Source organism: Microbacterium zouquanmingi (assembly GCF_052266695.1).
GTDB lineage: Bacteria > Actinomycetota > Actinomycetes > Actinomycetales > Microbacteriaceae > Microbacterium.
Genome location: NZ_JBQPQZ010000001.1, coordinates 577,570 through 590,735, shown reverse-complemented (window position 1 = coordinate 590,735; position 13,166 = coordinate 577,570). Strand labels below are relative to the sequence as shown.

10 protein-coding genes are annotated in these 13,166 nt (G+C 65.0%); 6 read left to right on the top strand and 4 right to left on the bottom strand.

The features are described from left to right. Window positions 1-17 precede the first annotated feature (17 nt). Window positions 18-1,547 carry an ABC transporter substrate-binding protein gene (locus ACTU6U_RS02720; RefSeq protein WP_443467613.1) on the bottom strand — a complete coding sequence of 510 codons (1,530 nt, stop codon included), beginning with the start codon at window positions 1,545-1,547 and terminating at the stop codon, window positions 18-20. Window positions 1,548-1,672: 125 nt separating this feature from the next. Here ACTU6U_RS02720 and ACTU6U_RS02715 point away from each other — a divergent pair, with 125 nt between their 5' ends. Then, window positions 1,673-2,284 (top strand): TetR family transcriptional regulator, encoded by a 612-nt coding sequence (locus ACTU6U_RS02715; protein WP_443467612.1) that lies wholly within the window; start codon window positions 1,673-1,675, stop codon window positions 2,282-2,284. 41 nt (window positions 2,285-2,325) lie between these two features. Here the strand turns inward: ACTU6U_RS02715 and ACTU6U_RS02710 are convergent, their stop codons facing one another. After that, window positions 2,326-3,525, bottom strand: coding sequence for a cytochrome P450 (locus ACTU6U_RS02710; RefSeq protein WP_443467611.1), 1,200 nt, complete (start codon window positions 3,523-3,525; stop codon window positions 2,326-2,328). Between the two features lie 13 nt (window positions 3,526-3,538). Next, on the bottom strand, window positions 3,539-4,516 hold the full coding sequence (locus ACTU6U_RS02705; protein ID WP_443467610.1) for a PDR/VanB family oxidoreductase: 978 nt from the start codon (window positions 4,514-4,516) through the stop codon (window positions 3,539-3,541). A gap of 126 nt (window positions 4,517-4,642) precedes the next feature. Between ACTU6U_RS02705 and ACTU6U_RS02700 the strand changes: the two genes are divergently transcribed. From ACTU6U_RS02700 to ACTU6U_RS02690, 3 genes are all read left to right on the top strand, one after another. After that, on the top strand, window positions 4,643-5,527 hold the full coding sequence (locus ACTU6U_RS02700) for an IclR family transcriptional regulator (RefSeq protein ID WP_443467609.1): 885 nt from the start codon (window positions 4,643-4,645) through the stop codon (window positions 5,525-5,527). Between the two features lie 364 nt (window positions 5,528-5,891). After that, window positions 5,892-6,182 (top strand): hypothetical protein, encoded by a 291-nt coding sequence (locus ACTU6U_RS02695; RefSeq protein ID WP_443467608.1) that lies wholly within the window; start codon window positions 5,892-5,894, stop codon window positions 6,180-6,182. Window positions 6,183-6,192: 10 nt separating this feature from the next. Next, a complete protein-coding gene (locus ACTU6U_RS02690; protein ID WP_443467607.1) occupies window positions 6,193-7,179 on the top strand; it encodes an aldo/keto reductase in 987 nt (328 codons plus the stop codon). 51 nt (window positions 7,180-7,230) lie between these two features. Here ACTU6U_RS02690 and ACTU6U_RS02685 read toward each other — a convergent pair whose 3' ends face one another. Beyond that, window positions 7,231-7,857 carry a TetR/AcrR family transcriptional regulator gene (locus ACTU6U_RS02685; RefSeq protein WP_443467606.1) on the bottom strand — a complete coding sequence of 209 codons (627 nt, stop codon included), beginning with the start codon at window positions 7,855-7,857 and terminating at the stop codon, window positions 7,231-7,233. A gap of 83 nt (window positions 7,858-7,940) precedes the next feature. Here ACTU6U_RS02685 and ACTU6U_RS02680 point away from each other — a divergent pair, with 83 nt between their 5' ends. Beyond that, complete coding sequence (locus ACTU6U_RS02680; RefSeq protein WP_443467605.1) at window positions 7,941-10,361, top strand: glycoside hydrolase family 3 C-terminal domain-containing protein; 2,421 nt, start codon at window positions 7,941-7,943, stop codon at window positions 10,359-10,361. A 37-nt stretch (window positions 10,362-10,398) separates the two neighbouring features. Next, window positions 10,399-13,143, top strand: coding sequence for a beta-glucosidase (locus tag ACTU6U_RS02675; protein WP_443467604.1), 2,745 nt, complete (start codon window positions 10,399-10,401; stop codon window positions 13,141-13,143). Window positions 13,144-13,166: the final 23 nt, after the last annotated feature.

Sequence of the window (13,166 nt, the reverse complement as noted above, 5' to 3'; positions counted from 1 at the left end):
GAACGGTTCTTCCTATCTCACTCGGAGGGGTAGATGTTCCACAGGTACGGCATCGCGTTGTCGGCCTGAACGACCGCTTCGGTGCCCTCCGCTGTCAGGAAAGCGGAGGATGGCCGATAGATCGGCGCAAACCATGCCTGATCGACGATGTACTCGTTGAGTTCCTTGGCCGCGGCATCCGCATCCGCCTCGTCGCCTGAGCGCACAATCTCGGCGAGTTCGATGACCGTCGGATCGCCACCATGGAACACATTCCATGCCGATTCGGGAAGCATCGAGAACTGGATCGTCTGCCACGACGTCGGGTCGGTCTGCAGGAGGAACGGGAACGCCGCCCACGTGCCACCGAGCATCTGTCCGAACAGGTCGTCGCCGGTCGTCTCCCACTCGACGTTGAAGCCGCCGGCCGCCAGCTGCTCCTTGTAGATCGCGAACTCGGACTCCGGGACGAAGTTGTTGCTCGGCATGACCAGGTCGACGCCGTCGGGGTATCCGGCTTCGGTGAGAAGTGACTTCGCCTTCTCTGGATCAAAGGGGTACGCGTCATTGAGAGCGTCATCGTAGGCGGACGACTGGACGCTGAACACCTGAGTTGTCGGTGTGCCCGATCCGCCAGCGAGCGCCTGAAGCAGTCCTTCTCGGTCGAGCGCATAGTTGAATGCCTGGCGAACACGGACATCACCCAGAGCGGGGTTGAGCTGGCCGGCACGGTCGACCAGCAGGAATCCGCTCCAGTTCTGCTCGTATGTCAGTGCGGTGAATCCGGCGGCTTCCGCTTCGGGAATCTGCGTCGGACTCTGCGCGTTGGTCGCATCCACCTGGCCGCCCTTGACAGCGTTCATCAGCGCGGTCGGGTCACCGTAGAAGCTCATCTCGATCGAGTCGTAGTGAGCCGACTCGGAGTCCCAGTAGTCGGGATTCGCATCGAACACCCACTTGGATCCGACGACCGTGTCCTGCTCGTCAAGCAGGTACGGGCCGCTTCCGACCGGCGTCGTCTGCGCATCCGGAGAGTCGAACATCGCCGCGCTGCCTACGAGGCCGGCGTTCTGGCTCAGGTACACCGGGAGTGCGGGGTCGGGAGCGCTGAGCGTGATGACGAGCGTCGTGTCATCAGGCGCTTCCGCCGACGTCATTCCGGCGAGGAAGGACGCATTCTCGCTCGTGCCGTCACGGAAACGGGTCAGGTTCTCGGCCGCCACTTGCGCAGTGAGCACCGTACCGTCGGAGAACTCCACGTCGTCGCGGAGGGTGAGGGTGAGGGCCGTTCGCGACGCGTCCCATTCCCACGACGTGGCAAGCCCCGCCACGATCGTGCCGTCGGGGTCCGTCCGCAGCAGCGTGTCGTAGACGGCCTGCAGATACGGTGACTGATTGGCCCAGGAAGCTTCCCAGGGTGCGAACGACGCCAACTGCGTGACGACTCCCAGACGGAGCGTCGTCGGCTCGTCGCTAGCTGCCGGCGCCTGCGCTGAGCAGCCGGTCGCAGCAAGCACGGTGGCGAGTCCGCCGATGGCAACGGCGCGCATGATTTTGGTGCGGTGCATCTTTGCACGTCCTCTCGGAACGATCGGGTGTGCCGGCACGAAACTGTGGCGACGACGAAAAACTAGCACGAAAACCTTAAGGAGTGAAAGTTTTAACTTGCGAAAGGTTTTGGTAGCTTGGCTGGATGTCACGCAGACCGGGCCCACGCGGTGAGTATGCCAAGACCCCGAAGCGGCGCGAGGAGATTCTTGACGCCGCGTTCGGGGTGTTTGCGCGCTACGGGTATCTGAACAGCTCGATGAGCGAGATTGCCAAGCGTGCGGGGATGACACTGCCTGGTGTGACTCATCACTTTCCGACGAAGCCTGGTCTCCTCGAGGCTGTCCTGCAACAACGCGATCTCGACGCGGTGCGTCACCTCCGGGGGCGGCACGGCGTCGAGCTCCTCCGCGGTCTGCTCGCGATCGCCGAGCGAGACCAGGATGACCGTGGCCTCACGCAGCTGTTCGCAATCCTCTCCGCAGAAGCGACGGCTGACGACCACCCCGCCCACGTGTACTTCCGTGAACGCTACGAGCTGATTCTGCGCACGGTGCGCGGAGCGTTCGAAGAGGCTGCTGAGCATGGCGACTTGCGCGAGGGGATCACTCCGGCAGAAGCCGCGCAGACCTACGTCGCCCTCTCCGATGGACTTCAGCTCCAGCGTCTCTACGACGTCGGTCACGAGAGCCAACTTGCGGTGACTCGCCGGTTCCTGGACAGCGTTCTCACGGTGGTCATCAACGACGTGCACTGAGTCCACATACGGCTGACGGTCCGGGCTTGCCCCTCGCTCAGTCAGACGACCACACGTACGGGCATGCTCTCCCAGCCGCGCAGCGTGTTGTTCAAGTGTCGCCGCGGAGCCCCTGCGAGTTCGATGGATGACACTCGATCCAAGAGCGCGTCGAGCAGCGTCACTGCCTCCAGTCGCGCGATGTGCTGGCCGACGCACTGATGGATGCCCATGCCGAATCCGACGTGACCGGAGGGGTCTCGTGACAGATCAAATCGCTCGGGCTCATTCCATCGGCGGGGATCGTGGTTCGCCGCGCCGAGGAACATGAGTACCTTGCGTTCTGGCGCGAGCACGGTATCGGCGATCCGCGTTTCAACTGTTGTGGTGCGAAAGAAGGTCTGCACCGGAGATTCGAGGCGGATCGCCTCTTCGAAGGCGCGCGGCAGCAGCTCTCGCTCGGCACGGAGTCGCTGCCACTGATCCGGGTGGGTGGCGACGGCATGCAGCACGGCGGAGATGCCGGTGACGGTCGTATCCACGCCGGCAGTCAGCAGCGAGCGGACGATGAGCGGCGCCTGTTCGTATCCGATCTCACCGCGGTCGGCGGCCTCCCAGATCTGCGCGCCGAATCCGGTCTCGCTGAGATTCTCACGGCGGCACTGTGCAGCGATCCACTCGACTGTTGGGCCGATGGTCTTCGCCGGATCGGTGACACGTTCGTTCATCGGACCGAACGCATTGAAGGCGAAGTCACCGTAGGGAAGGAGGTTCTCCCTGTTGTGCGTTCCGATCCCCACCGCGTCGGGAAAGACGCGCAGAGGGAAGGGCTCGGCGAGGGACGTCACGGCATCGAACTCGTGTCCCTCTGACAGCACTCGCTCCACCAGGGCGACGGCATCTGCCTGCCAGCGTGACTCCAGTGACCGCAGTCGTCGCGGCGACAGCAACTGCGACAGAACGGCGCGCGGGGCATCGTGACGAGGCGGGTCGGCTTCCAGCAGAAGGCTGGGCGGACGCCACGGCGCTTCGTGGTTGAAGTTGCTGAGCCCTACGCCAGCGCCCGACTGCAGCGACTGCCAATCGGTCAGCGCGCGGTGGACATCGTCATAGCGCGCGACGGCGTGGACATCGTAGCGAGGCAGGTAGACGACGGGACCGAGTTCGCGCAACTCTTCGTGCAATGGCAACGGGTCGCTGAGGAACTCAGTAGAGAACGGATCGATATCCGAGACAGGAATCGAGGGTGCGGTGGTGGGCATTGTTTCTCCTAGGTCAAATATCGAGGACGAGCTGTGTGTCGAGACTGCGTGAGACGCAGGGGAACAAGCATTCTGAAGACGAGCGCTCCGCATCGTTCAGGAGAGAGTCACGATGGTCTGGTCTGCCGGCGACAACGCCGGTTTCGCAGGTTCCACACACCCCTTGGCCGCACGATGTCAGCACATCCACGCCGATGCGCCGCAGTGCGATGACCACGGTCTCGTCGACCGCCACGGTGGTAGAACGGCCAGATCGGGCGGCAACGACATCGAAAGCAGTCGCGGGCGAGGACGACTTCGCGGATGCGGTAAATCGCTCCACCTTCGCCGGATGACCGCTCGGGGGCGCACCCCATGCTTCGATGTCGTCCAGCAACCGTGCCGGTCCGCAGGCGTAGACACGCTCAACGCTGTCGATCGGTCGCCAGGAATTGAGGTCGGCGCGTCCGAATTCATCCGCGCAGTGGATGGTGACCCGATCGGTGAAGGCTGCCAGCTCGTCGGCGTATGCGAGTGTCGTTCTGCTGCGGCCCAGGTACAGGAGCCGCCAATCGGTGCCCAGTAACTCGGCCTGATGGATCATCGGAAGCAGAGGTGTGATGCCGATGCCGCCTGCCACGAACAGGTACCGGCCGGACGGCGCGAGGCGGAAGTTGTTTCGCGGTCCACCGAACCGCAGCGTGTCGCCCTCGCGCACGGTGTCGTGCAGTGCGATTGATCCGCCGGATCCGCCGGACTCGCGCTGCACGGCGATCCGGTAGGTATGGGCATCCCATCGGTCCCCGCAGAGCGAGTATTGGCGGGTGGTGCCGTCGTCGAGAATGACGTCGATGTGCGCGCCGGGCGACCAATCAGGCAAGCGCGTGCCGTCCGGAGCGCGAAGACTGAACTCCACGACGCTGGCTGAGATCTCACGTCGGTGTGCCACGACCAGGCATCCGCTCGAAGCGTTGCGCGGTGTGGAGATGGTGTCGACCGTGATCGAGGACAAATTCGTCTCCTCTTCGTTGAGGTTCCGACGGCTGTGTCGGTGAGAAAACGGTATCTTCGGGGTCGACGCGCTTTACTCTCGATTCCATTGAACGGAATCGAGAGTAGTCTGCTCGAAGGAGGCAGGATGGCGCGGGGGTCCGCAGGAGAGTCGGTGCTGAGTAAGCACCTGCGAGTTCTGGATGTGTTCGACGCGCTACGGCCGTTCCTCACGCTGGCCGAGATCTCGGATGCGGCGGCGCTTGCTCCCTCGACAGCGCACAGACTGGTTGCGGAACTGGAGCGTGAGGGACTGCTTGAGCGGCTCCCCGACCGGTCATATCGACTCGGAGTGCGCCTTTGGGAGTTCGCTTCGCGCACGCCGGGTGCGCTGGGGCTGCGTGAGCTGGCACGACCATGGATGAACGCTGTACACAGCCGGATCACTCAGCACACGCAGCTCGGTGTCTTGAACGGGCTCGACGTCCTCTTCATCGAGCGAATGTCCACCCGCGGTGCGGTGGTCAACGCGACGCTCATCGGCGGTCGTATTCCTCTCGCCGTGAGCTCCAGCGGCCTGGTCCTTCTCGCACATGCCGGTGACGATGTCGTCAGCGAGGTGATCCGTGCGGGGTGGACCCGCCACACTCGGCACACGCTGAGCGACGGCGCCGCGTTACGTGATCGGCTTCGCCGGGTGCGTGCAGATGGATCCGCAGTGATGGACGGGCACATCTATGAAGAGTCACGCGGCATCGCGGTGCCTGTTTTCGGACCCCATGGCGGGGTCTACGCGGCGCTCAGCGTTGTGGTGCCCGTCGAAGAAGCGTCGCCTGCGGGTGCGATCGAGATGCTTGTGGTCGCAGCGGCCGGAATCACAAGGTCACTGAGTGACGCATACCTGAGCGGACTCGTTGCAGCGCCGGACGGCTCGCCGACCGGGATCGGGCCCCTGGTCAGTACCTCTCTGGCGACGGTTGAGTACTTCGCGAAGCGAGGAGAACAGAGCGCCGGGGAGCGACCGCTTCGATAGCATGCGTGCATGGCTGACGTGAAGGTCCTGTTCATCGGCGGGACGGGGATCATCTCCTCCGCGGCGAGCGCCCTCGCGGCACGGCGCGGGATGGACGTGACGTACTCAATCGCGGGCTGTTGCCCGGCCGCCGATCACCGCATTCGGAGGTTGGACGGCGATCGACAGAATCCGACGCGGCGAGGAGATCGTCGTTCACGGCGACGGCACCTCGCTGTGGACCCTCACGCATGCGAGTGACTTCGCGGTCGGATTCGTCGGACTCCTCGGTAACCCGCTTGCCTACGGCGACACGTTCCAGATCACGAGCGATTTCGTCTACACGTGGAACGAGATCTACACGATCCTCGGTCGAGCAGTAGGGGTGGAGCCGAAGCTCCGCTACGCCACCAGTGCCGCGATCGAGCAGGCAGCTCCCGAGCGCGCAGGTCAGCTCACCGGCGACATGGCGCACTCCGTGATCTTCGACAACACGAAGATCCGTCGAGTGGTGCCCGACTTCAACCCGACCGTCGCATTTCACCTCGCGGCTCGGGAGATCATCGATTGGCATGACGCCCACCCTGAGCTGCAGCGTGTCGACCCCGGCCTGGACGCGCTCTTTGCCGAGCTGGCGTCCCGTATTCCGGGCCGGCCTCACCCCGGTTCACCGTAGACTCGGCGCCATGCAACATCGCTCCCTGGGTCGCACTGGCCGCGACGTCTCCACCATCGGTCTCGGAACCTGGCAGCTCGGTGCTGATTGGGGTGAAGTGAGCGAAGCCGACGCCCGCGCAGTGCTCGATGCGAGTGCGGAAGCCGGAGTCACCTTCTTCGACACGGCCGACGTCTACGGTGACGGACGCAGCGAATCGATCATCGGACAGTGGCGACGCGATAACCCGGATGTCGAGTTGACCGTCGCCACCAAGATGGGGCGCCGCGAGGAGCAGATCCCGGCCAACTATGTGTACGAGAAGTTCCGTGGGTGGACCGATCGCAGTCGCCGCAACCTTGGCGTCGACACGCTCGACCTCGTGCAGCTGCACTGCCCGCCGACCGCGGTGTACGCGGACGATGCTGTGTTCGACGCACTCGATCGCCTCGTCGAGGAGGGCGCCATCGCGAACTACGGCGTGAGCGTCGAGACGACTGCCGAAGCGCTCGCCGCGATCGCACGTCCCCGCGTCGCGACGGTGCAGATCATCCTCAATGCGTTCCGGTTGAAGCCGCTCGACGAGGTCCTTCCGGCAGCGCGCGAAGCCGGCGTCGGCATCATCACGCGAGTGCCGCTCGCGAGCGGACTTCTCTCTGGCCGCTACTCCCGCGACACGGTCTTCGCCGCGAACGATCACCGCACCTTCAACAGGCAGGGTGAGGCATTCGACCAGGGCGAGACCTTCTCCGGCGTCGACTACGAGGAGGGCGTGGAAGCGGCGCACGAGTTCTCCACACTCGCCCGAGACGTCGAGCTCGAGCCGGCCACGGCCGCCCTCGCGTGGGTCGCGCAGCTCCCAGGCGTCTCGTCTGTGATTCCCGGTGCCCGCAGTGTCACGCAGGCTCGATCGAACGCGGCGGCGGGCTCGGCACCGGACCTGGGCGAAGCCTTCACCGCGTCTGTGCGGGAGCTCTACGACCGCCGCTTCCGCGCCGCCGTCCACCCGCGCTGGTGACGGGGCAACCCCGTGAGTGCTGTCAGAGGGCCGCGATGATCGAGGCCCGGTTTAGCCGGTTGCGGTCGTCAGCCCGAATGCGTCACGCAGGCTCCGGTTGACGAGAGCCGGGACGTCCAGTTCGCCTGGGTGCAGCGCGTCATACAGTTGCAGACCGTCCCAGGTGGCGATGACGAGTGCCGCGCGCTCTTCGGCACGCAGACCGTCGTCGGGGAGTCCGAGCCGAGACCGCTGGCGTCGGATCATCAGGGTCAACACCGTGCGGATCCGATTGTGGCGGCGCTGCAGCGCGGCACGCGCCGGATGCCCTGGAGCTCCGGCTTCTGCGGTCAGGATCGAGAGCAGCTGCGTCAGGCCGGGCGTCGCCTGGTTGCTGGCCGCAGTCTGGGTGAACGCGTCGACAAGTGCATCCGCGGTGAGCTTGCGCGGCACAGCAGCGCGCAGCTGCTGTTGATCGTGCAATTCGATCACGGCGAGCAGTAGTGCCGTCTTGTTGCCGAAGTGGTGCAGCAGCGTTGAATGATCGACACCGGCCTCGCGGGCGATGCTGCGCAACGACGTTCCGTAGAAGCCGCGCTCGGCGAACGCGGTGGTGGCGCTCGCCACGATGGTCTTCTTCGTCGCACGGCCTGTCGCATAGCCGGCGGGAGAGGGCTCTGGATCCTCGAGGTCGGGCACGTCGTCCATAGTATTCGACGGCCAGGCGGAGCCTGTCGAACAAGTTCCACCAGGTGGTGGAACTTCGAGTAGACTCTCGTATCGTGTCCACACCTGACAGCATCCGAGGGCTTCGCTCAGCGATGACGCTCGCCGAGAAGGCATCGCTGATGTCTGGCGCGAACTTCTGGAACACCAAGCCAGTTCCTCGCCTCGGCATCCCGTCGATCATGCTGACCGACGGCCCTCACGGACTGCGCAAGCAGGGCGGCGCTGCCGACCACCTGGGTCTCAACGACAGCCTTCCCGCGACCTGCTTCCCCCCGGCGGTCGCGCTGGCGACCAGTTGGGATGCATCGCTGCTCGCTCGTGTCGGTGCGGCGCTCGGCTCCGAGGCCGCGGCAGAGCGCGTGAGCGTGCTGCTCGGCCCGGGGCTGAACATCAAGCGCAATCCGCTGGCTGGTCGCAATTTCGAGTACTTCTCCGAGGATCCGCTGGTCGCAGGCAGGTTGGCTGCGGCACTCATCCGCGGCATCCAGTCGCGCGGCGTTGCGGCGAGTGCCAAGCACTTCGCGGTCAACAGTCAGGAGACGCATCGCATGAGCATCGACGAGATCGTCGATGAGCGGGCGCTGCACGAGATATACCTCGAAGGCTTCCGGATCGCTGTCGCCGAGGGCGACCCCTGGACGGTGATGAGCTCGTACAACCGGGTCAACGGCACCTACGCGAACGAGAATGTCAGCCTGCTGCGCGATGTACTGCGCACGTCCTGGGGTTTCGACGGTCTTGTCGTGACGGACTGGGGCGGCAACAACGACCGGGTGGCGGGGCTGGTCGCCGGCAACGCGCTCGAGATGCCCTCGACCGACGGCGTGACCGACCGGGTGATCATCGCCGCTGTCGAGTCCGGAACCATCGATGAGAGCGTGCTCGATGACCGCGTCGAGGAGATGCTCCGACTGATCGAGCGCACCGCGCCCTCACCGGATGCGCCGGCAGCGGACTTGGACGCCCACCACGATCTCGCCGTCGAAGCAGCCGAGAACTCGCTCGTCCTGTTGCGCAACGAGAACGGCATCCTCCCGCTCGCGCCCGAGAGCGGGCGGATCGCGGTCATCGGCGACTTCGCCGCAGTGCCGCGGTATCAAGGATCCGGCAGTTCGCTCGTGAACCCGACGCGCGCCGAGACCGCACTCGACGCGCTGCGCGCGAGCGCTCTCGACGTCATCGGCTATGAACCCGGCTTCGCCCGACGAGACCGGCCTTCCGCGCGACGTCTTCGTCGGGCACTGCGGCTGGCTGCGCGTGCGGACCGAGTGCTGCTCTTTCTGGGACTGGATGAATCGGCCGAGGCCGAGGCCGTGGATCGCACCCACATGCGTCTCGCCGCGAATCAGCTGCAGCTGACGAGAGAGCTCATCGCGCTGAATGTACCCATCGTGGTGGTCCTTGCCGGCGGTGCTCCTGTCGAACTGCCGTTCGCGGACGAGGTCGACGCGATCCTGAACAGCTCTCTCGCCGGGCAAGGGGGCGGGCGTGCAGTGGTGCGCGTGCTCACCGGGCAGGTGAATCCCAGCGGCAAGCTCGCCGAGTCGTACCCGCTGCGGTACGCGGACGTTCCGTCTTCGGCAACGTTCGGGCGCACCGAAGCGACGAGTGAGCATCGCGAGAGCATCTACGTGGGCTATCGATACTTCGACAAGGCCGGGGTGTCCGTACGGTACCCATTCGGCCACGGGCTCAGCTACACGACGTTCGCCTATTCCGATCTCATCGTCGGCCCTGCAGCGGCCGACATCACCGTCACCAACACCGGAGAGGTGGCCGGTTCCGAGGTCGTGCAGCTGTACATCGAGGCCCCGGATGCTGCCGATGAGCGGTTCCGAGCGATACGCGAACTGCGCGGCTTCGCGAAGGTGGCGCTGCGGCCTGGAGAGAGCAAGACGGTGCACATCGAGTATGCCGAGCACGCGTTCGACATCTACGACCCCGTATCAGGCGCATGGCGCACGATCGGGGGCGAGTACACCGTGCTCGCGGCGGCATCGTCGAGGGACATCCGGTTGCGCGCATCGATCAGGGTGGAAGGCCAGGGTGATCTCGACCTCGCATCCGGACTCGAGCATTACCGCAGCGGTCACGTGGATCGGGTGACGGATGACGAGTTCCAGACCCTGCTGGGGCGTGAACTGCCACCGGCGACGTGGCAGTCGAACCGTCCGCTGACGCGCGACGACATCGTCGCGCAGACGAAGGGGCGCGGCGGGTTCGCGAGCGTCCTTTACAGCGTGATCGACCGCAGCAGCGACGTGCTGATGCTGCTGGGGAGGCCGCATGCCGCCAATAACACGCGGTTCGCTCTGGATCTGCCGTTTCGTTCCATAGCGCGGATGTCGGGCGGCGCAGTGAACGACGCGATGCTCGACGCATTGCTGGTGATGGTGAACGGACGATTCTGGCGCGGGGCGCGTCAGCTCTTCGCGGCGTGGCGAGCGCACCGGCGTGCGCGCCTGAGCGAATAGCAGCAGGACTTGCAGAGATTGTTGAAAGGGAAGCAACGTGGCAACTCGGAAAGAGATCAAGCAGGACGCGCTCGCGCGCGTGGCGGTCGAGCGGACCGAGCGGCGCGCCCGCCGCGCTGAGCTGGGAGCGATGTCTTCCGCCGACCGGAAGGCGGCGAAGGCGGCAGATCGTGCGGAAGCACGCGCGGCGAAGACGCAGGCGAAGATCGATCGCAAGGCGCACCGCGACGGGATGACGCGCGCCGAGCGACGGGAGGACAGACGTCGCGAGCGCGTCTACCGAAAGGTCGCGCACCGCCCACGACGCATCGTCGGGTGGAGCATCTTCGCTGTCGTCATCGTGGTGATCGGCGTGCTTGTGGCCCCGGTCATCAACGACGTCCAGCGGCTGACCTCGCTGCAGATCGACTCGTCCACACCGGACGGGGTCGAGTCGCGCGAGTACGGCACCGAACTGGCGGGGCGCATCTCGGATGAAGGCATCGTGCTGCTCGAGAACGAGGGCGCACTGCCGCTCACCGATGCGAAGCTCAACGTGTTCAGTTTCGCATCCTTCAACCTGCGTTACGGCGGAGGCGGTTCCGGTGGCGCCGACCAGTCATCGGCCGTCACCCTCTACGACGCGCTCGAAGGGCAGGGGATCGAGTACAACTCCGAACTGTATGCCGCGATGGAAGATGCCGGCGCTGAGACCGAACAGGGCTCGCAGGGCTTCATCGAGCAGATGGTCGGTCTGTTCACCGGCAGCGGCAAGAAGACGGAGCCAGACCCCGATTACCTCACCGAGCCGGTGCTGGCCCAGGCGAAGGAATTCTCCGACACCGCGCTCGTCGTGATCGGGAACGATGGGGTCGAGGGGGCGGACTTCGCAGCCGATGAGCTGCGCGTGTCGGGTGGTCAAGAGGCACTGCTCGATGTCGTGACCGAGAGTTTCGACGACGTCATCGTCGTGATCAACTCCGGCAACCAGATGGAGCTCGGCTTCCTCGAGGAGTACCCGCAGATCACCGCGGCACTGTGGATCGGCACCCCCGGCCCGCAGGGCGCCGTGTCTCTCGCGAAGGTCCTCGCGGGTGACGTGAATCCGTCCGGACATCTCACCGATACCTACGCCTATGACGTCGATAGTGCACCGGCGTCAGAGAACTTCGGCAACTTCCAATACGAGAACGCGTCCCGTGGACTGTACGAGTACGAGGAGGGCATCTACATCGGGTACCGCTACTACGAGACGCGGTACCAGGACGATGAGGCCGGATATCAGGCCGCCGTGCAGTATCCCTTCGGCTATGGACTCAGCTACACCGACTTCACTTGGCAGACCGCGGCGCCGGTCGTTGACGATGGCACGATCAGCGTCGATGTGACCGTGACGAACACCGGTGAGGTGGCGGGCAAAGACGTCGTCCAGGTCTACTACTCCGCCCCGTACACGCCAGGAGGCGTTGAGAAGTCCTCGATCGAGCTTGCGGGCTTCGCCAAGACGTCGATGCTCGAACCGGGTGCCTCGGAGGATGTGACGGTCACCTTCGCCGTGCGGGACATGGCTTCGTGGGATGCTGCGGACCGGGAGGCCTATGTCCTGGAGGCAGGCACCTACGAGATCACGGTGGGCACCGACGTGCACACTCCCGTGGGCACGTTCCCGATCGAGATCGCCGACACGGTGGTGTACGACACGGATGCTGCCACGGGAGCCGCTCTCGAGAATCGCTTCGAGTACGCCGACGGTGACCTGACCTACCTGTCGCGCAACGACTGGGAGGGCACGTATCCGGACGCCTCCGATGTCGAGACCACGGCATCCGACGAGCTGCTCGCATTCATGAACCCGACTTTCGAGGCGACCTCGGGCGAGGAGCCGACCTACGGCGCCGACAACGGACTGCAACTAGAAGACCTCGCAGGTCTCGACTACGACGATCCGACGTGGGAGTCGTTCCTCGACCAGTTCACCCGCGACGAGCTCACCGCGGTGTTCTCCAAGGGCGCGTACAAGACCGAGCCGGTCGAGCGCCTCGGGGTGCCGTCCGCGATCCTGCTGGACGGCCCTGCCGGCCTGAATTCGCTGTTCAGCTCATTGACCGCGGCGTCCTTCCCGACGGAGGTGGTCATCGCCTCGACGTGGAACGAGCAGCTGGCGCGCGAGATGGGTGAAGCGGTCGGTGCCGAAGCCAATGCCTACGGGGTACAGGGGTGGTACGCCCCGGGCATGAACCTGCACCGCACGCCATTCGGCGGTCGCAACTTCGAGTACTTCTCCGAGGACCCGCTGGTGTCCGGCAAGATGAGCGCGGCGATGGTCGCAGGTGCGCAGAGCAAGGACGTTCTCACGTTCATGAAGCACTTCGCGCTGAATGAGCAGGAGACCAACGCCCGCACCGGTGTGAACATCTTCGCTGACGAGCAGGCGATGCGCGAGCTCTACTTGCGACCGTTCGAGATCACCGTCAAGGAGGCAGATGCCTGGGGCGCGATGAGCTCATTCATCAACATCGGTGGACGATGGGCGGGTGGCAGCGAGCCGCTTCTGCAGGACGTCCTGCGCGGCGAATGGGGTTTTGATGGTGTCGTGTCATCGGACGCTGTGCTCGGCGGGTTCATGGACCCCGCGCTCGGCGTCCGGTACGGCAACGACCTGATGCTGGCGATGCTCGGCAACTCGACGGCAACGCAGGTGAACGCGGCCTACGACGATGACCCCGTCGGCGTCGGCAATGGGCTGCGCGACCGTGTGCATGCCGTGATGTTCGCACTGCTGCGAACCGATCTGTTCAACTGACGCGGCGTCGCGTCTGAAAAGGA

Coding starts and splice junctions, on each gene's coding strand:
- ACTU6U_RS02690 (WP_443467607.1), top strand. CDS start 6,193: ATGCAACATCGCTCCCTGGGTCGCACTGGCCGCGACGTCTCCACCATC.
- ACTU6U_RS02720 (WP_443467613.1), bottom strand. CDS start 1,547: ATGCACCGCACCAAAATCATGCGCGCCGTTGCCATCGGCGGACTCGCC.
- ACTU6U_RS02710 (WP_443467611.1), bottom strand. CDS start 3,525: ATGCCCACCACCGCACCCTCGATTCCTGTCTCGGATATCGATCCGTTC.
- ACTU6U_RS02700 (WP_443467609.1), top strand. CDS start 4,643: ATGGCGCGGGGGTCCGCAGGAGAGTCGGTGCTGAGTAAGCACCTGCGA.
- ACTU6U_RS02715 (WP_443467612.1), top strand. CDS start 1,673: ATGTCACGCAGACCGGGCCCACGCGGTGAGTATGCCAAGACCCCGAAG.